Genomic DNA, 19,555 nt, shown 5'->3' with positions numbered 1-19,555 from the left:
TGTCATGGCTAATGACAGGGGCAGGGCATTCTCATCACCCGAATCCATCAGTGCGAAGGCAGTCCTCATGAACAAGTCACTAGCCGCCATCCTCTTCGTCGGATTGCTGGCGCAGCCTCTCACGGCTGCCGCGCCTCCTTACACCAGTGAGGCGCCCATCGCTTACATGAAGGATCTGTCGTCGGGCGCCGTGCTGTATGACAAGGGCGGCGAAACGCGGATGCCGCCTGCGTCCATGGCGAAGATGATGACGGCGCACGTCGCCTTCCGCCTGATCCAGAAGGGCGACCTGAAGCTCGACACGAAATTCACCGTCCGCCCCGAAACCTGGAAGCAGTGGCACGGCCCCGCGGCCGGTTCGACCATGTTCCTGTCGGCGGGCGAGCAGGTGTCGGTCGAAAATCTCCTCCACGGCATCGTGACCCTGTCCGGCAATGACGCCTGCGTGGTTTTGGCCGAAGGGATCGCCGGAACGGAGCAGGCATTCGTCGCGCAGATGAATGACGAAGCCAAGCGCCTCGGCCTCAAGAACAGCCATTTCGGCACCAGCAACGGCTGGCCGGACGAAGGCGTTACCTATGTGACCGCCGAAGACCTTGCCCTTCTTGCCGAAGCCACGATCGAAGAAACGCCGGACCTCTACAAGCGCTTCTACGCCACCCGCGCCTTCACCTGGGGCAAGACCATGGGCGGTTCCGACATCGCGCAGGCGAACCGCAACCCGATCCTCGGCAAGATCGCTGGTGCCGACGGCCTCAAGACGGGCCATACCGAGGAAGCGGGCTTCGGCTTTACCGGCTCAGCCGAACAGGATGGCCGCCGCCTCGTCATGGTCGTTGCTGGCCTGCCGACCTACAATGGCCGCATCGCCGAATCCGTCCGCTTCATGGACTGGGGTTTCAAGGCGTGGAAAGCGCAGCCGCTCTTCAAGAAGGGGCAGACCGTCGAAACGGCCGAAGTTCAGCTCGGCGGCGCCACCAGCGTGCCTCTCGTTGCGCCGCAGGACATGGCCGTGACGATGCCCCGCACCGCGTCGGGCAACATCTCGGTCAAGGTCGCCTATACCGGCCCGATCAAGGCGCCGATCGCCAAGGGGCAGAAGATCGCCGAACTGATCGTCTCCACCCCCGACACCCCGCCGCAGGTCCTGCCTCTGGTGGCGGGTGAAGAAGTGTCCGAAGCAGGCATCTTCGGTCGCCTCTGGAACGGCCTGAAGTCCTTCTTCGGGTGACACGCGGCCGATTCATCACTTTGGAGGGCGGGGAGGGCGCCGGTAAATCGACGCAACTCCGCGCCCTCGCTGCCGCCTTGCGCGCGAAGGGCCTGGAAGTCGTCGAAACCCGCGAACCCGGCGGCAGCGAAGGCGCGGAAGCCATCCGCGCGCTTCTTCTCACCGGCGCCGCCGACCGCTGGAGCCCGCGCGCCGAAGCGCTCCTCTTCGCCGCAGCCCGCGCCGATCATATCGAAAAAACCATCCGCCCCGCGCTGGATCGCGGCGCATGGGTGCTGTCCGACCGCTTCCTCGACAGCAGCCGCGCCTATCAGGGCATGGGCGAACTCACCGACGCCGACATATTGACCCTCCACCGCATCGGCAGCGCCGACTTCCTCCCCGACCGCACCTTCTTCCTCACGCTCCCCGAAGCCGAGGCGCAGCAGCGCGCCTGGTCCCGCGACGGAGACGCAGCCGACCGCATCGGCGGCCGCGACGCAGCCTTCCACGCCAATGTCGCATCCGCCTTCACCCGCTTCGCCGATCAGGACCCCGCCCGCATCCGGACCGTCGATGCATCGGGCCACCCCGAAGCCGTAACCTCGCGCCTCCTCGCAGCGCTCGACGACCTGCTGCCATGACCACCATCCTCGGCCATGACGCGCAAGCCGACATGCTGCTCGCCGCCGCCCGCAGTGGCCGCATGCATCATGGCTGGATCCTCGCTGGCCCGCGCGGCATCGGCAAGGCGAGCTTCGCCCGTGCGCTCGCCCTTCGCCTCCTCGCCGAAGCAGCAGGCCCCGCGCCCGACGGGGAAGACCTGTCAGTCCCCCCCGATCACCCCATCCGCAAGCTGATCGAAGCCGAAGCCCATCCCGACTACGCCGAACTCTACTGCCTGGAAAAAGAAACCGGCACCGCCCGCAACATCTCCGTCGATCAGGTGCGCGGCCTCCAGCGCCTCGTCCAGTCCGCCCCGTCCCTGTCCCAACGCCGCATCGTCGTCATCGACAGCGCCGACGACCTCGAACGCGGCGCCGCCAACGCGTTACTCAAAACGCTGGAAGAGCCGCCCGCCGACATGCTCTTCTTCCTCGTCAGCCACGCGCCCGGCCGCCTCTTGCCCACCATCCGCTCGCGCTGCCGCACCCTGCGCTTCGACACGCTCGACGGCGAGGCGATGCGCACCATCCTGCGCCGGGAGCAGCCCGACCTGCCACCCGCAGACATAGAGGCGCTCGCCGCCCTGGGAGAGGGCGCGCCCGGGAAGGCCCTGCGCTACGCGGGCCTCGACGTAACCGACCTGGACCGCATGCTCCGCGCGATCGCAGCCGATGGCGACCCAGGCAACCGCCACCGCCTCATCCTCGCAAAGCAGCTCTCGGGAAAAGCCGCGCGCCCGCGCTATGAAGCCTTCCTCGAACGCGTCCCCGCCTTCATCGCCGACGCCGCCCGCCAGCGCAGCGGCCCGGCGCTCGGCACAGCACTGGACCACTGGGAAGCCGCGCGCCAACTCGCCAGCGGCGCCATCATCCTCTCGCTCGACCCCGCAGCCGTCGCTTTCGAACTCGCCGGCCACGTCGCCGCACTCGCCCCGGATCAGCGTTGAAAAGCAGGCTTTGCGCGCGCCCTAACAGCGGCTAGGGAAGGCGCATGTCGCAGCCCTACACCATCACCACCGCCATCAGCTATCCCAACGGCCGCCCCCATATCGGCCACGCCTATGAGGTGATCGCCACCGACGCGATCGCCCGGTTCCAGCGGATGATGGGCCGCGACGTCTTTTTCCAGACGGGCACCGACGAGCATGGCCTGAAAATGGATCAGGCCGCCCGCACGCGCGGCATCGAACCGCGCGCGCTTGCTGATGAAATGTCCGGCTATTTCAAGGATATGAACGACAGGCTGAACATCAGCTATGATCGCTTCATTCGCACCAGCGAGCCTGACCATCACCGCGCATCCCAAGCCATCTGGCAGGCGATGGAGGCCAATGGCGACCTCTATCTCGGCCGCTATGAAGGCTGGTACTCCGTCCGCGACGAAGCCTTTTACGACGAAAAGGAACTGGTCGATGGGGAAGGGGGCGAAAAGCTCTCGCCTCAGGGCACGCCGGTCGAATGGACCGTCGAGGAAAGCTGGTTCTTCCGCCTGTCCGCCTATCAGCAAAAGCTGCTCGACCTCTACAACAGCCAGCCCGACTTCATTCAGCCCGACAGCCGTCGCAACGAAATCATGCGCTTCGTGGAAGGCGGCCTTTCCGACCTCAGCGTCTCGCGCACCAGCTTCGACTGGGGCGTCAAGGTGCCCCGTAGCGACGGCCATGTCATGTATGTCTGGGTCGATGCGCTCACCAATTATTTGACCGGCTGCGGCTATCCCGACGACGCCGAGCGCATGGCGCGCTACTGGTCAGAAGGCGGCGACATAACGCACATCATCGGCAAAGATATCGTGCGTTTTCATACTGTTTACTGGCCAGCCTTTCTGATGAGTGCAAAGCTGCCTTTGCCCAAGCAGATCTTCGGTCACGGCTTCCTCCTCAACCGGGGTGAGAAGATGTCGAAGTCGGTCGGCAACGTCGCCGACCCGATGGAATTGGCCGAGCGTTTCGGCGTGGACCAACTCCGCTATTTCCTCCTGTCCGAAGTCACTTTCGGCAATGACGGCAGCTACAGCGCAGAGGCGATCGTCGCCCGGTCGAACAGCGACCTGGCCAACAGCTTCGGCAATCTGGCGCAGCGAACCCTGAGCTTCATCGCCAAGAATCTCGAAGGTCGCTTGCCCGAACCCGCGCCGCAGGATGTCGACAATGATCTGCTAAAAACTATCAGCGACGCCGCACAGACGTTCCAGACCGCCATGGCCGATCTCGCGCCTTCCACGGCTATCGAAGCATGGATGCGGGCGGTATTCGCCTGCAATGCCTATATCGATGCGCAGGCGCCCTGGGCCTTGCGCAAGACTGACCCGGCGCGGATGGAAGCGGTGCTGGCGACGCTCTACGAAGCCATTGCCAACCTCGCCATCATCATTCAGCCCGTGATCCCGGCCAGCGCCACCGCGCTGCTCGACCAGATGGGCGTTCCGCAGACGAGCCGGACCTACGAAGCGATCGGCAGCAACACCTACGCCGATCTCCGCGCCAGCGGGTTCACGCTCGCCGCGCCCAAGCCACTCTTCCCGCGCCTCGAACTCACCGAAGCGGACGCCTGACCCATGCTGATCGACAGCCATTGTCACTTGAATTACAAAGGCTTGATCGAAGATCAGCAGAATGTGCTTGAACGCGCGCGCTCCGCTGGCATCGAACTGATGCTCAACATCGCGACCCGCGAAAGCGAATGGGACGCCGTGCTCGCAACAGCCGAACAGGAACCCGATGTCTACGCAACTGTGGGAATCCATCCCCATGAGGCCGACGAGCATCCCCACATCGACACCGCCAAGCTGATCGAACGCGCTGCCCACCCTCGCGTGGTCGGCATCGGGGAAACCGGCCTCGACTATTATTACGATCATAGCGACCGCGCCCGGCAGCAAAGCAGCTTCCGCGCCCATATCGCTGCGTCCCGCGCGACCGGCCTTCCGCTCATCGTCCACACCCGCGATGCCGAGGAGGATACCCTCGCCATCCTGCGCGAGGAAATGGGGCAGGGGGCCTATCCCGGCGTCATCCACTGCTTCACCGCCAGCGGAGCCTTTGCCGACGCGGCCCTGGACCTCGGCTTCTACATCAGCATTTCGGGCATCGTGACCTTCAAGAGCGCGAAGGATCTTCAGGAAACCGCTGCCCGTCTGCCGCTAGACCGGCTGCTGATTGAAACGGACTCCCCCTTCCTCGCGCCCGTGCCCCACCGTGGCAAGTCCTGCGAACCGGCATTCGTCGCCGACACCGCACACTTTCTGGCAAACCTGCGCGGCGAAAGCTTCGAGCAACTGGCCGCCGCAACCTCAGCGAACTTCCACAACTTGTTCAGCAAGACCGGAGCAGCGCAAAACGCATGAGCCTTAAGCTCACCATCCTGGGTTGTGGCACCTCATCGGGCGTCCCCCGGATCGGCAATGACTGGGGCAGCTGCGATCCGAACGAGCCAAAAAACCGGCGGACACGAGCATCGATCCTGGTGGAAAGCCCCACCACGCGCCTCCTGATCGATACGTCGCCAGACATGCGCGCCCAACTGCTGGCCGCCAATGTCATCCATATCGATGCCATTCTCTGGACCCACGACCATGCCGATCATTGTCACGGCATCGATGACGTGCGCCAGCTTTACCACCACCGCCGCACGCCCGTGCCGGGCTATGCCCGCCGCCAGACGCTCAAACTTCTGAAGGAACGCTTCGCCTACGCCTTTGAAGGACGGCAGGGCTATCATCCGACCATAGAGCTGCATGTGCTGCCCGATGGCCTGCGCATCGGTGACATCGACATCGCTTGCACGGACCAACCCCATGGCGAGATTTACTCGACCGGCTTTCGCTTCGCATCGGGCGGAAGCTCGATAGGCTATGCCACTGATTTTCATGATCTTACGGCCGACATGATCAGCCTTTACGACGGGTTGGACGTCTGGGTTGTCGATGCCCTGCGGGAAAAGCCGCATCCGACCCATCCGCACTTGGCCCTGACCCTCGACGGCATCTCGGCCGTCCGTCCCGGCCGCGCCATCCTTACGCATATGGATCAAAGCATGGACTATGCGGCCCTGTTGAAAACGCTGCCGGACGGCGTGGAGCCCGGCTATGATGGCATGTGCATCGAACTGAACGGGGAAGGGGGCTGACGGCATGAATGGGGATCAGGCGGCTTCCAGCATCTGGTATGTGCTCGCGCTTGTTCTCGTCGGCTCCGCCTTGCTGGCTCGACGCATGCCCATGGCTGGCATGCTGCGCCTTGCACTGGTCTGGGTCGCCATATTTGCGGCCCTGCTGGGATTGTTCAAAATTGGTGAGAAAGCCGGACTTTTCTCCGCCCGAATGTCTGGGGAAGGGGCAGGGCCGGTTTCGCAGAAAACGCCGCCAACACCGCCTCCTGCCCGCGCCGAAGGTCAGGCACTTCGCATTCCCATGGCACCTGATGGCCATTTCTGGGTCGAAGGAACGGTCAACGGCACCGCCACCCGTTTCCTCATCGACAGCGGCGCCAGCATAACGGCCCTTTCCGTCCCCTCCGCTCGTGCGGCCGGGCTCAATTTTGACCTGAACGCACCGGGCGTGTCGATGATGACCGCGAACGGTCAGATTGACGCCAAGCGTTCCTCCATCTCCACTTTGGCCATCGGCCCGATCCGGTCGAGCGATCTGCCTATCGTCATATCGCCCGCCTTTGGTGAGGTGAACGTCATAGGGATGAACATGCTGTCCCGGCTCAAAAGCTGGGGCGTCGAAAATGGTGAGATGGTGCTAAATCCATGACGGCAACCTTGGCGCTGCGCGCACCGACCCAGCGTGAAAGGCTGAAGGCGATCGTCGGCGGTTCTACGGGCAATCTGGTGGAATGGTATGACTGGTACGCCTATGCCGCCTTCACCCTCTATTTCGCGCCGCATTTCTTCCCAAGCGAAGATCGCACCGCACAGCTTTTAAGCGCTGCCGGGATATTCGCCGTGGGCTTCCTGATGCGGCCGATCGGTGCCTGGTTGATGGGCATTTATGCCGACCGGCATGGACGCAAGAGCGGTCTCACCCTGTCCGTTGCGCTCATGTGCGCGGGTTCGCTGCTCATCGCGGTGACGCCAGGCTATGATGTGATCGGGGTAGGGGCACCCCTGCTGCTCGTCCTTGCACGCCTGATGCAGGGGCTTTCGATCGGCGGCGAATATGGTGCCAGCGCGACCTATCTGTCTGAAATGGCGGGGCGCGATCGGCGCGGTTTCTTCTCAAGCTTTCAATATGTTACGCTGATCGCCGGGCAGCTTGTGGCAATTTGCGTGCTGCTCATCCTTCAAGGCGTGCTGACCACTGCGCAGCTTGACGCATGGGGGTGGCGGATACCTTTTCTGATTGGCGGCGCCCTCGCCGTGATCGTATTCTGGTTGCGCCGTGGGCTCAGTGAAACGCAAAGCTTTCATGTAGCGAAAGTCGAAGGAGCACCGCGATCCGGTTTTGTCGAGCTTGTCACGAAGCATCCTCGCGAAACGCTGACCGTGATGCTGCTCACGGCGGGCGGCACGATCGCCTTCTATGCCTATTCGATCTACATGCAGAAATTCCTGGTGAACACGTCGGGCCTAAGTCGGGAAACAGCGTCCCAGATCAATGGGATAACCTTGTTCTTTTTCATGGCTCTGCAACCGCTTGCTGGCGCGCTCTCCGACCGGATCGGGCGCAAGCCTTTAATGACCGGCTTCGGCATCCTGGGCCTGCTATTCACCTATCCGATATTCGCCACACTTGCCGTCACTCGCGATCCAGTGATTGCGGGCCTGCTGGTGATGGCAGGCTTGATTATCGTCACCGGCTACACATCGATCAACGCCGTCGTGAAGGCGGAGCTTTTCCCGGCCCATATCCGCGCCCTAGGCGTCGCGCTGCCATATGCCTTGGCGAATACATTGTTCGGCGGCACGGCCGAATTCGTGGCGCTCTATTTCAAGCAGATCGGCATCGAACAGGCATTTTACATCTATGTAAGCGTCATGATCGCCATATCGCTGATCATCTACATCAAAATGCCCGACACCCGCCGCCACAGCCAAATCCTGGAAGACTGATATGCGGGGCGTTCTTGGTATCGCCTGATATGAGGGGCGTTCACCTTTCGGTGACAGGTGACTATCGGTGACAGCTGCTAATTGCCTCTAATTGCCTCTAATTGCCTCATCTGGGTACGCTACGGAACGGCCACCCCAATTGATATTTAACATAATATATATTATCGTACAAATATCAGTTCGGAGGGGATAGCCTTCCCCCAACCAAAACTCTATCTTCTCGCCACTTCCTTCTTGATTTCAGGACCCCCATGTCATCCAGCACCAAAGCGAGCCCCGCCGACATCATGCCGCTCGCAAACGTCATGGCCCGTCTTCGCGACCCGGACACCGGATGTCCCTGGGACATCCAGCAGGATTTCACCAGCATCGCCCCCTACACGATCGAGGAAGCCTATGAAGTCGCCGACGCCATCGAACGCAACGACATGCCCGCGCTCTGCGACGAACTCGGCGACCTCCTTCTACAGGTAGCCTTCCACAGTCGCATGGCCGAACAAGCCGGGCACTTCAATCTTCAAGCCGTCATCGACGGCGTCACCGACAAGATGATCCGCCGCCATCCGCACATCTTCGGCGAAGGTGCCGAACGCGAACATGGCCATGCTCAATGGGAAGCGATCAAAGCAGCCGAACGCGCCGCCAAAGAACCCGACAGCAGCGCTCTCGCTGGCGTCGCCAATGCGCTCCCAGCACTACTGCGCGCCGAAAAGCTCCAGAAGCGCGCCGCCCGCACCGGTTTCGACTGGCCCGACACCCAGGGTGTTGTCGCAAAGATCGAGGAGGAATTGCAGGAAGTTCACGACGCCACATCACCCGAAGAGCATCAGGAGGAGGTCGGCGATCTGTTGTTCGCCGTGGTCAACCTGGCCCGGCACCTAAAGGTCGACCCGGAAACCGCGCTACGGACCGCCAACGCGAAATTCGAGGCCCGCTTCCGCGTCATGGAACAGACCGCGGGCAATGGATTCCAAAGCCTCGACCTCGATGGAAAGGAAGCTCTCTGGCGGCAGGCCAAACGCGAATTGGCCCGCCCTTAGCCGGTCAAGGAGCCGCGCGTTTGCTGAACCGGGCAAGCGCAGAGTCAGACAGCCGAACTTTAACGACAAGCTCGCTGTCCACCGTTTCGCTGCCGATCACCTCACCATGCTCGTGAAGCCAGGCAACGGCAGCGCCATCTGCCAACGGCACCCGAAGCTGATGGATTTGCGCTCCAGCAGTCAGTCTGGCGCTTATGCATCGTTGCAGATCATCCACGCCATCTCCGGTCAGGGCGGAAAGGATCACGACATCTCCGCGCCGCTCCGCGATTTCCCGAAGTTGCGCAGCTTCTTCCTCACCCAGCAGATCAAGTTTGTTCCACGCCTCGATAATCGGGGGGGCGTCGTCCCCCGCTCCAGCACCCTCTCCCGCCACACCAAGCTCACTCAGCACATCCAGCACATCATCGCGCTGTGCCTCGCTATCAGGATGGGCAATGTCGCGGACATGTATGATGAGGTCAGCTGACAGCACCTCTTCCAGCGTGGCGCGAAACGCTGCGATCAACTGTGTAGGAAGGTCCGAGACAAAACCGACGGTGTCCGACAATATCGCCTTGTCCAATCCCGGTAATGCGATCTGACGCATGGTCGGGTCCAGCGTGGCGAACAGCAAATCTTCCGCCATGACATCGGCGCCCGTCATCCGGTTGAAAAGCGTGGACTTGCCAGCATTGGTATAGCCGACGAGCGCGATCACGGGCCAGGGAGCCCGCTGCCGCCGCGCCCGATGCAAGCTGCGGGTACGGGTCACCTGGTCAAGTTCACGCCTGATCTTTGCCATGCGATCCCGGATCATCCGCCGGTCAGCCTCGATCTGCGTTTCACCAGGACCACCCAGGAACCCAAAGCCGCCACGCTGCCGTTCCAGGTGGGTCCAGCTGCGCACCAGCCTGCCCGCCTGATAATCAAGATGGGCCAGTTCGACTTGAAGCCGTCCTTCATTGGTGGCCGCGCGTTCGCCGAAGATTTCCAGGATCAACCCGGTTCGGTCGATCACCTTGGCTTCGGTCGCCTTTTCAAGATTGCTCTGCTGAACCGGGCTCAACGCGTTGTCGACAATCACCAGTTCGGCATCTTCCATCCGCGCAAGCGTCGCAATCTGGTCGACCTGGCCACTTCCGAACAGCGTTGCGGGCTTCCGATCCCGCACGCGAAACGCCTGCGCCGCGCGCACATCTATGCCGATAGCCAGAGCGAGGCCTTTCGCTTCCTCCAGCCGGGCATCACTGTCGCGCCGTTCCACTCCATGAGTTTCAGCGCGCACGACTACGGCACGCGCGCCGCGCGATACTTCGTCGGCAGAGTCCCTGTTGAAGACGGCCATAAGCGGCTAACGCATCAAGCGCCGACCCGCCTCATCAGAAGGCGGGTCGTACCGAAATAGATTGATCAATCCTCGCCCTCGCCTTCGCCACTCAGGTCGAGCGCATGGAGAGGTTGGACAGTGGAGATGGCATGCTTGTAGACAAGCTGCACCATGCCGTCGCGCTCCAGCAGCATGCAGAAAAGATCGAAAGCAGCGATCTCGCCCTGCAACATCACGCCGTTGACCAGAAACATGGTGACCGGGCTACCGGACTTGCGAACGGCGCTCAGGAATATTTCCTGAAGCAGCTTGGGCTTTGAATTGCCGTCGCTCGCCTTGCGAAGGTCGGTCAGGTCCATCGACTGAGCGGGCATCACCGTGGAAATCGCGTGCTTGTAGACAAGCTGCGATTGCCCGTCGCGCCGCAACAGAACCGAAAAGTTATCAAACCAGGTGATGATCCCCTGCAACTTCACGCCCTTTACCAGGAACATGGTCACGGGCGTCTTGCTCTTGCGCAGGTTGTTCAGGAATATGTCCTGAAGATTATTGAGTTTTTCTGCCATGGTCTTCACCTTATTGGCGGGACGTTACCCGCTCTTGCACCCCTGGGCAGGGTGTCTTGCCCGCCCCCGCTCACCGGGGGCAATCAGAAAGCTACCGCAATTGCGAAGGGACGTCCATGCCCCAGATGGGCTATCGTTCATCCCCTTGCATCAATTGTCTTTGCCGTCCGTGATCCCAAGCAGCTTGAGCTTGCGGTGCAATGCAGACCGTTCCATGCCGATGAATGTGGCCGTTCGGGATATGTTGCCGGAAAATCGCCTGATCTGAATGCGCAGATATTCACGTTCAAAACTTTCCCGCGCCTCCCGCAACGGCGCCCCCATGATCGCGGACTGACCCATCCCTTCACCCGCGCCATTGCTCGAAAGTTCGCTAGGCAGCATGTCCAGCTCGATCCGGCCAATCCGCTCGCCCGGAGCAAGGATCATCGTTCGTTCGATGACGTTGCGCAGCTGGCGGACGTTGCCGGGCCATTCGTTTGCCTGAAGCGCGGCCATGGCATCACTGGCGATCTCGGGCGACGGCACCCGCCGTTCGGCCGCGAAACGTGCGAGATAATGCTCGACTAGCGGTGGTATGTCATCTCGCCGTTCCGACAAGGAAGGGATGATCAGGGGCACGACGTTGAGGCGATAGAACAAGTCTTCCCGGAAGCGCCGTTCCTCGATTTCTGCTGCCAGGTCCCGCGCGGTCGAAGAGATGACGCGTACGTCCACCTTCACCTGCCGTTGCCCGCCCACGCGCGTGAAGCTCTGATCGGTCAGAACCCGCAATATCTTGCCCTGCGTCGTGACGGGCATGTCGGCGATCTCGTCAAGGTAAAGCGTGCCGCCATGCGCCTGCTCAAGATAGCCGGGACGCACAAGGCCGCTGGGGTCTTCGACGCCAAACAGCTCCTCTTCGACCCGGTCGGGGTCCATGCGCGCCGCCGCCACGACGATGAAGGGCGCGTCGGCCCTCCCGCTCCAGCTGTGAAGCATGCGCGCCGCGACTTCTTTGCCCACGCCCGCAGGACCGGAAATCAGCACCCGACTGCCCGTCCCGGCGACCTTCTTTATCGTCGCCCGCACCGCATTGATCGCAGCCGAAGTGCCCGTCAGTTCGTCATCCTGACCAAACCGGGCACGCAGGACCTGATTTTCCCGCCGTAATCTCTCGGTCTCGGTAGCACGCGCGACCAGATGCAACAGCCGGTCGGCTTCGAAAGGCTTTTCGATAAAGTCCGCCGCGCCCTTGCGGATCGCGGCCACGGCCGTGTCGATATTGCCATGACCTGAAATCATGAGCACCGGAATGGTCGCATCGCGCTGCTTGATCACGTCCAGCAATTCCAGACCGTCCAGGGTCGATCCCTGAAGCCAGACGTCCAGCAGGACCAGCGAAGGACGCCTGGTATCCAGCGCCTCGATCGCGCTGTCGCTGTTGGCAGCAGTGCGAGTGGTAAAGCCCTCATCCTCAAGCACGCCCGCGACCAGATCACGGATGTCCTCTTCATCATCGACTACCAGAATATCAAGCGCCATTGGCTGTCACTTTTCTCTTGGGCAATGCTACGACCTGCCCTTCTTCCAATTTCTCAAGAGCGGCAGTAGGGAAGCGCAACGTAACGCTCGTCCCTCCGCCTTCCGCATCTTCCAGGCGGATTTCGCCCATATGTTCCTCGACGATCTTCTTGACGATGGCGAGGCCCAGGCCCGTCCCCTTGCTGCGGGTCGTCATATAGGGTTCCAACACCCTTTCCCGCTCCGGCGGAAGCCCAACCCCGTCATCGCTGACGTTGATGAGCAGATTGCCGTCCTCCTGACCGACCGTCATGCGAACATGACCACGGGCTCCGCCCTCGGTAGGTTCGGGCTTGGGTTCGATGGCCTCCACGGCATTTTTAACGATATTGGTCAGCGCCTGACCCAGCTGTCGCCGGTCGCAGACAAGTTCCATATCATGCGGCCCGCCATGAAATTCAAATTTGACGTCGGGATGCGCGACTTCGTGCAGGAACAAGGCATGACGGGCGATATCCGCAACAGCCTCGCGGCGGAACACAGGTTTGGGCATCCGGGCGAACGAGGAGAATTCATCCACGATCCGCCGCAGATCGCCTACCTGCCTGACGATGGTCCCGGTCAGGCGTGTGAAGGTCGCCTTGTCGCTCGTCACTTCCTCGGCGTAGCGGCGCTGCAAGCGCTCCGCCGCGAGCTGGATGGGCGTCAGCGGGTTCTTGATTTCATGCGCGATCCGACGGGCCACGTCGGACCATGCGGCTCGCCGCTGATCGGACAATTGCTGCGTGATGTCGTCGAACGTCAGGATATGGCGCGACGCGTCTTCCGACACTTTGACCGCCAAGGTCCGCATTTCGCCATGCGCGCGCGTCTGCACGATCCCCGCCCCCTCCTCCGAAGCAATGAGAGCCGCCAGTTCCGGCGAAACGGCGCTCAGCGGTCGCCCAACCGGATCATCGCCGTCCTTCACCAGAATGGCGGCGGCCGAACTGTTGAGAAGCAGGATCACCCCTTCCCTGTCCACCGACAATACGCCTGCGGAGACGCCTGACAGGATGGCTTCGATGAAGGCGCGACGTTCATCCAACTGGCTGTTCGCGGCGACGAGCGCGCCTGTCTGCGCCTCCAGCCTCTGGGTCATCCTGTTGAATGCAGATGCGAGCGTTCCGATTTCATCGCGGGACTGCGGGCTGGTGACACGGGCGGACAAATCACCTGCCGTCACCCGCCGGGCGGCGGTCACCAACTCGTTCACTGGGCGAACCATCCAGTCCGCAACCGCCAACGCGATATAGACCGCTATACCGACCAGCAGAAGCGATCCCACGAACAGGGCAACGTTAAATCGCAACTGAAGGGCGCGTGATTGGGCAGCGAAGATATCATAGTCGGACAGGACCTTCTGCGCGCGCTCCACATTGCTGAACGCGGTCGAACCGGAATCCCGAGTGGCATAAAGATAGATTTTTGCGCCGGGGTAGAGCAGCGTCACCGCCTGAATCTGGTTTGGCTTCGCTGCAACAACCACATTCTCGCCTGCTTCCAGTCTCTTGACGACATCAGGCGACAGCATTTCTGAAGCAGGTCGGCTATCCGGGTCGACCGTCGCAGCGGTGCGAGCCACCCCGTCCTTGCCGACCTCGATAATTGCCGAACGATTGAGTTTTCGCGTGACGACCTGATAGATATAGCCTTCGGCGAAGCGCGGGCTCGATACTTTCGACTGGCCGAGATAATCGCGCAAGTCGCTCGCCATGGTGACCGTTTCGTCGCCCACCTCGCGAAGATTCTGCTCATAATAGCCCCGCGCGAGGTCGCTGGCATTTTGCAACATTCCGCGCGCGCTGTCCGAAAACCAGAATTGCACGCCATATTGGAACAACAGCGAGGCAAAGATGACGACCAGCAACATCGGGACGCTGGCCACGATCGAGAAGATGGCCACCAGCCTGACGTGAAGTTGTCCGTCGCTGCCTATCGCGGACTGGGCGGCGCGGCGCTTCGCGACCCGGCGTCCAAGCAGCACGAGAAGCGCGATCGCCGGAACCAGATTTCCCACCAACAGCAACGCGACGATCGGCGGCGTAAGCAGCGTGTATGACTGTCCCTGGCCCGACAACAGGAAATAGGTGATGCCCGCCGTTCCAAGGAACAGCATTAACGTGACCGCCTCCACCAGCGGAGCGAGATGACGTCGAAGGAAGGGCGGAAAATATCTCTTCCATGCCCGACCTCGCGTGGAGAGAGTCACTGCACCTTCCATAGTGGCTTTCTTACAACAACGCCGTGCCTGATCAAACACAGTATTTGGGACAGAATGTCCCTTGGCCGAACCCCTGTGTCGTTTCGTCCCGGCTCAGTCCGACACGCGCAGTTGCAGCGGGTCCAAACCATAGTCGGTCAACTTCTTGCGCAACGTGTTACGGTTGATCCCCAGCAAGCCGGCCGCCCGGATCTGGTTACCATCCACGCTCGCCAGCGTTTCCTGCAACAGGATCGGCTCGACCACGGCCAGCATATCATCATGCAGATTCCGGTTGGGCTGTCCGATGCCGATCCCCAATTGCCGCTTTGCCCATTCGCGCACGGCCAGGACCAGTTGATCGGCGGGCGCGGCATAATCCGGGGGCACAAGGTCCAGCGGCAAGCTGTTGCGCAACACCTCCCCCGCGATCACGGTCTCACGGCTCAGCACCGCCAGCCTCTGCATCAGGTTCTGAAGCTCACGGACATTGCCCGGCCAGTGATAGGCCATCAGCAGTTGCGCGGCATCGTCCGACAACGTCTTTCGGGGCAGCCCCTCCTGCGCGGCGCGTTCCAGGAAATGCCTTGCGAGCAGGATCACGTCCTCCCGCCGCTCGCGCAAGGCAGGCAAGGGAATGGGCACGACATTCAGCCGGTAATAAAGATCTTCCCGGAACCTGTTTTCCTCGATCAGCTTGGGAAGGTCCTTGTTCGTGGCTGCAACGATGCGGACATTCACCCGCACCGGCTTCGATCCACCAACCGTCGTCACCTCACCCGACTGCAAGACCCGCAGCAGGCGCGTCTGCGCCTCCATCGGCATGTCGCCAATCTCGTCGAGGAATAGGGTTCCGCCCTGCGCCTGCTCGAACTTCCCGGCGGTACGGACATTGGCCCCCGTAAACGCGCCCTTCTCATAACCGAACAGCTCGGCCTCGATCAGTTCGCGCGGAATCGCCGCCATGTTGATGGCGACAAATGGCTTGGTGCGGCGCTGCCCCAGCCCATGGATCGCTTCGGCGACAAGTTCCTTCCCCGTACCCGACTCCCCCAGCACCAGGATGCTGAGATCGTTGGACAATACCCGCGCGATCGTCCGGTAAACCTCCTGCATGGCAGGGGACCGGCCAACGAGAGGCAGTCCGTCGTGGGGAAGGCCATCTTCCTGATTGCCCTCCTCGGCCTTGTTCATGCCAAGGGCATCACCAACCGCCCGCGCTAATTCATTGAGGTCGAACGGCTTGGGGAGATATTCGAAGGCCCCCTTCTCCGTGGCGCGGATCGCCGTGTTCAATGTGTTCTGTGCCGACAATATGATCACGCTCAGGTCTGGCCTGCGCTCCAGGATCTCCGCGACGCCGTCCAGACCATCGCCATCCGGCAGCATGACGTCAGTTATGAGCACATCCGGCGCGAAACTGTCGATCAGGGCGCTACGCTCCCGAATGGACGACGCGGTCTTTACCTTATGCCCCTGCCGACGCAGCGCTTCCCCGACCACCATGCAAATGGCGGGATCGTCATCGACGACCAATATCGACCCCGTGGTCGTCATGCTCCCATCCCCATGGGAAGCAGGATTCGGAACGTCGATTCGCCCGCGTCTGGATCGCGTGAATATTGGACGAACCCATTCATGTCCCGCACCAGCTTGTCGACCAGCGCCAGCCCCAGCCCCTGCCCATCGCGCTTGCCCGTGATGAAGGGGTTGAAGAGGTGATCCAATATATGTTCGGGCACGCCCGGCCCATTATCGATGACCAGTATCTCGATCGGCAGCACCGCGCTGCCCTTTCCATCACCCAACACGACCGACACGCCATGGCGGAACGCGGTTTCAACGCGGATGCAGGGCTCTTCGACTTCGTCCAGCGCCTCAGCGGCATTTTTCAGCAGGTTGAGCATGATCTGCACAAGCGCATCGTCATTGATGACGGCAAATGGCAATGATGGATCGTAACGTTTTATGATCCTGATATTTCTTGCAAAACCGGCAGCGGCGATGTTGGCCGCGCGATCAATCATCGGATAGATGTTACCCGGTCGGCATTCCAGTCTGTGATCGGTCGTGAAATCCTGCATACGATCGATTAGCGCGGCGATCCGATCGACCTCGTTGCAGATCAACTGGGTCAGCACCGCGTCGCGTCCATCGTTGCCGGACTCCAGAAGCTGCGCTGCGCCACGGATGCCCGATAGCGGGTTTTTAATCTCATGGGCTAATATGGCCGCAGCGCCCATGGCCGATCGCGCGCCGCCCGGGGTGCCACGATGACCAATTTGCCGCGCGTGGCTTTGAGCGTGGATCGACACCACCCGCCACCCTTCATGATCGACAATCGGGGCGATCATCAGATCGACTTCCATCTCAGCCGTTCGCCCTGCATGCACCTTGACGTCATAGGCGGCGATCGGCTTGCTGCTATGCCAAATGTCGAAGCGCGAACTCGCGTCTGCCATGCGAACCGTGCGCGTGACGTCACTTCCCACGATCGCGGATCGCGCCATGTTGAGCAGAGTTTCCGCCCGGACATTCGCATCGGCAATGCTGTTGTCCGGCGCCACGATCAATGTCGCCACGGGGAGTGCGATCATCAATTCCGACGGTGATGGTACATCCTGCTGCATCGGGGGCGGCGGGATGGTGCTTAGTGGCATCGTCATGCCGCCTTGCGCGTCTCGATCGCTCCGTCCTGTGCAATCAGCGGTTCGTAAAAGCGCGCCAGCATATCAAGCACTACGTCGCCATCCGGCTCCTGATTGACGGCGTTACGAAACTCCGCCGATCCGGTGAGGCCCTTCGTATACCAACCGATATGCTTGCGAGCCATGTTGACGCCCGTCAGGCCGTCATAATGCTCGATCATCGCACGATAATGCTCTGTTATCAGCTGATATTGTTCGGCCAGCGAAGGGTCGGGAAGACGCTGCCCCGTGCGGAACCAGTGCATCACCTGCCCGATCAGCCAAGGCCGACCATAGGCGCCTCGGCCAATCATGACCCCATCCGCCCCGCTCTGCTCCAGCGCCGTTTCCGCATCTTCGACCGAGCAGATGTCCCCATTGACGATCACGGGAAGCGACACCGCATCCTTCACATTCCGCACGAACGCCCAATCGGCGCTACCCTTGTACATCTGGCAACGGGTCCGCCCATGCACAGTGATCATCTTCGCACCCAGATCCTGCGCAATCCGCGCCAGTTCAGGAGCATTCAGGCTGGCATGATCCCACCCCATGCGCATCTTGACGGTCACGGGAACATCGACGGCCTTCACCGTCGCATCGATCAACGCGGCGGCCAGAGGCAGGTCGCGCATCAGAGCGCTACCGGCGTCGCCATTCACCACCTTCTTGACCGGACAACCCATATTGATGTCGATGATCGCCGCGCCACGATCGGCATTCAGCTTCGCCGCTTCGGCCATCTCCTGCGGTGAGCAGCCCGCAAGCTGCATCGACACCGGCTCTTCCACCGGATGCCACGCCGCTTTCTGCAAAGACTGCCGCGTCTCGCGGATCATCGCCGCGCTCGCAATCATCTCGGTCACGTTCAGACCCGATCCGTAACGGCGTACCAAAGTGCGGAACGGCATATCCGTGACGCCAGTCATCGGCGCCAGGATCACGGGCATGTCGATCGTCACCGGACCAACGGAGATGGGGGAAATTATGCGCATCACCAGCTTTGCCTAAAAAACAGGCAGCCCTTAGCGGAAAAGCGGCGATGCGGCAAGCAAGCCGTCTGGCGGAGCGATCCGCCGTTCGCTACACGCGCTGCGATGACAAGGAGCAATCACAGGGTCGCCGCGCTGGTGCTCGCCGCCGGACAGGGCAGTCGCGCCGGGGGCGATGTACCCAAGCAATTTCGTCACATTGGGGGCAAGGCCATCATCGCTCACTCCATTCAAGCGCTGGCGGCTCATCCGATAGTCGGTGCGATCTACCTGGTCATCGGCGCCGGGCAGGAGGAAACAGTCCGATCCCTGATTGACGAGGATCAGGTCACGTCCATCGTCCAGGGTGCGGAGAGCCGCCGCGGATCGGTCCGTGCCGGGCTTGAGGCTATCGCTGCCGCCGGTGGTGCCGACAGGGTGTTGATCCACGATGCTGCCCGCCCTTTCCTGTCCGTTTCCATGATCGATCAACTACTGGCCGCGCTCGACTTCGCGCCGGGCGCCATCCCCGCCCTCCCCGTCGCCGACACATTGGTAAGGTCAGCGGGCGACCTCGCAGGCGACATTGTCGATCGATCAGCGCTGTTCCGCGTGCAAACCCCACAAGCATTTCACTTCGACGCCATCCTCGCCGCGCATCGCAATTGGGACGATGAGCGCGAAGCCACCGATGATGCCCAGATGCTGCGACACGCGGGCCATGACGTCACTCTGGTTCCCGGCGACGAAAGGCTGGAAAAATTGACCTACCCCCAGGATTTTATCCGGGCCGAAGCGCTTCTGGCATCACAGCGAACGACCCGCGTCGGCATGGGCTATGATGTGCACCGGCTCGCTGCGGATGAGGAGCTTTGGCTGTGTGGCATTCAGGTCCCCCATGAAAAAGGACTCGCGGGGCACAGCGATGCGGATGTTGCGATCCACGCGATCGTAGACGCCATGCTCGGCGCTCTTGCCGAAGGGGACATAGGCAGTCACTTCCCCCCGTCAGATCCACAATGGCGCGGTGCGGCATCCTCCCGATTCCTCGAATATGCCGGGGAACGCGTAACATCCCGGGGCGGCCGCATCGACCATATCGACGTCACGATCATTTGCGAGGCGCCGAAGATCGGCCCTCACCGTGATGCCATGCGTCAGCGGATCAGCGATCTCCTCGGCATCCCCCTTGACCGGGTAAGCGTGAAAGCCACCACCACCGAACGCCTGGGCTTTGCCGGACGCCGCGAAGGCATTGCTGCACAAGCCGTTGCAACCATCTCCCTCCCCGCGCTATTCTGACCC

17 protein-coding genes are annotated in these 19,555 nt (G+C 61.6%); 10 read left to right on the top strand and 7 right to left on the bottom strand.

Features of this window, described 5'->3' with window-relative positions; genetic code table 11:
• Positions 1-67: 67 nt before the first annotated feature.
• From ACWNC0_RS13905 to mazG, 9 genes are all read left to right on the top strand, one after another.
• Positions 68-1,231: a D-alanyl-D-alanine carboxypeptidase family protein gene (locus ACWNC0_RS13905; protein ID WP_449472339.1), complete on the top strand. Its 1,164-nt coding sequence runs from the start codon at positions 68-70 to the stop codon at positions 1,229-1,231.
• Positions 1,228-1,854: a dTMP kinase gene (tmk, locus tag ACWNC0_RS13900; protein ID WP_449472337.1), complete on the top strand. Its 627-nt coding sequence runs from the start codon at positions 1,228-1,230 to the stop codon at positions 1,852-1,854. Before ACWNC0_RS13905 ends, tmk begins: the two co-directional genes overlap by 4 nt.
• Positions 1,851-2,822 (top strand): AAA family ATPase, encoded by a 972-nt coding sequence (locus tag ACWNC0_RS13895; protein ID WP_449472336.1) that lies wholly within the window; start codon positions 1,851-1,853, stop codon positions 2,820-2,822. Before tmk ends, ACWNC0_RS13895 begins: the two co-directional genes overlap by 4 nt.
• Before the next feature lie 44 nt (positions 2,823-2,866).
• The gene (gene metG / locus ACWNC0_RS13890) at positions 2,867-4,429 is read left to right on the top strand and encodes a methionine--tRNA ligase (RefSeq protein WP_449472334.1); all 1,563 of its coding nucleotides are present in this window, start codon (positions 2,867-2,869) and stop codon (positions 4,427-4,429) included.
• A gap of 3 nt (positions 4,430-4,432) precedes the next feature.
• Positions 4,433-5,221, top strand: a complete 789-nt coding sequence (locus ACWNC0_RS13885; RefSeq protein ID WP_449472332.1) for a TatD family hydrolase — start codon at positions 4,433-4,435, stop codon at positions 5,219-5,221.
• Entirely contained in the window at positions 5,218-6,003 is a 786-nt protein-coding gene (locus tag ACWNC0_RS13880; RefSeq protein ID WP_449472330.1) for an MBL fold metallo-hydrolase, read from the top strand. Before ACWNC0_RS13885 ends, ACWNC0_RS13880 begins: the two co-directional genes overlap by 4 nt.
• Positions 6,004-6,007: 4 nt before the next feature.
• Complete coding sequence (locus tag ACWNC0_RS13875; protein WP_449472328.1) at positions 6,008-6,634, top strand: retropepsin-like aspartic protease family protein; 627 nt, start codon at positions 6,008-6,010, stop codon at positions 6,632-6,634.
• Positions 6,631-7,932: an MFS transporter gene (locus tag ACWNC0_RS13870; RefSeq protein ID WP_449472327.1), complete on the top strand. Its 1,302-nt coding sequence runs from the start codon at positions 6,631-6,633 to the stop codon at positions 7,930-7,932. The genes ACWNC0_RS13875 and ACWNC0_RS13870 overlap by 4 nt, the downstream gene beginning before the upstream one ends.
• A gap of 251 nt (positions 7,933-8,183) precedes the next feature.
• Complete coding sequence (gene mazG / locus ACWNC0_RS13865; protein WP_449472325.1) at positions 8,184-8,972, top strand: nucleoside triphosphate pyrophosphohydrolase; 789 nt, start codon at positions 8,184-8,186, stop codon at positions 8,970-8,972.
• A gap of 4 nt (positions 8,973-8,976) precedes the next feature.
• Here the strand turns inward: mazG and hflX are convergent, their stop codons facing one another.
• The 7 genes from hflX to dusB form a co-directional block, all read right to left on the bottom strand.
• Complete coding sequence (hflX, locus tag ACWNC0_RS13860; protein ID WP_449472324.1) at positions 8,977-10,299, bottom strand: GTPase HflX; 1,323 nt, start codon at positions 10,297-10,299, stop codon at positions 8,977-8,979.
• A gap of 65 nt (positions 10,300-10,364) precedes the next feature.
• Positions 10,365-10,856 carry an RNA chaperone Hfq gene (hfq, locus tag ACWNC0_RS13855; protein ID WP_449472323.1) on the bottom strand — a complete coding sequence of 164 codons (492 nt, stop codon included), beginning with the start codon at positions 10,854-10,856 and terminating at the stop codon, positions 10,365-10,367.
• 141 nt (positions 10,857-10,997) lie between these two features.
• Positions 10,998-12,371 carry a nitrogen assimilation response regulator NtrX gene (gene ntrX / locus ACWNC0_RS13850; RefSeq protein WP_449472322.1) on the bottom strand — a complete coding sequence of 458 codons (1,374 nt, stop codon included), beginning with the start codon at positions 12,369-12,371 and terminating at the stop codon, positions 10,998-11,000.
• Complete coding sequence (locus ACWNC0_RS13845) at positions 12,361-14,613, bottom strand: sensor histidine kinase (protein WP_449472320.1); 2,253 nt, start codon at positions 14,611-14,613, stop codon at positions 12,361-12,363. Before ACWNC0_RS13845 ends, ntrX begins: the two co-directional genes overlap by 11 nt.
• A 93-nt stretch (positions 14,614-14,706) precedes the next feature.
• Positions 14,707-16,149 carry a nitrogen regulation protein NR(I) gene (ntrC, locus tag ACWNC0_RS13840; protein ID WP_449472318.1) on the bottom strand — a complete coding sequence of 481 codons (1,443 nt, stop codon included), beginning with the start codon at positions 16,147-16,149 and terminating at the stop codon, positions 14,707-14,709.
• Positions 16,146-17,258 (bottom strand): two-component system sensor histidine kinase NtrB, encoded by a 1,113-nt coding sequence (locus ACWNC0_RS13835; RefSeq protein ID WP_449472316.1) that lies wholly within the window; start codon positions 17,256-17,258, stop codon positions 16,146-16,148. Before ACWNC0_RS13835 ends, ntrC begins: the two co-directional genes overlap by 4 nt.
• The gene (gene dusB, locus ACWNC0_RS13830) at positions 17,255-18,274 is read right to left on the bottom strand and encodes a tRNA dihydrouridine synthase DusB (protein WP_449474622.1); all 1,020 of its coding nucleotides are present in this window, start codon (positions 18,272-18,274) and stop codon (positions 17,255-17,257) included. Before dusB ends, ACWNC0_RS13835 begins: the two co-directional genes overlap by 4 nt.
• Positions 18,275-18,376: 102 nt before the next feature.
• Between dusB and ACWNC0_RS13825 the strand changes: the two genes are divergently transcribed.
• Complete coding sequence (locus ACWNC0_RS13825) at positions 18,377-19,552, top strand: bifunctional 2-C-methyl-D-erythritol 4-phosphate cytidylyltransferase/2-C-methyl-D-erythritol 2,4-cyclodiphosphate synthase (protein WP_449472315.1); 1,176 nt, start codon at positions 18,377-18,379, stop codon at positions 19,550-19,552.
• Positions 19,553-19,555: the final 3 nt, after the last annotated feature.

Source organism: Sphingobium chungangianum, assembly GCF_977014255.1.
Note: the sequence above shows the minus strand (reverse complement) of the source record. Positions and strands in the feature narration are given on the sequence as shown.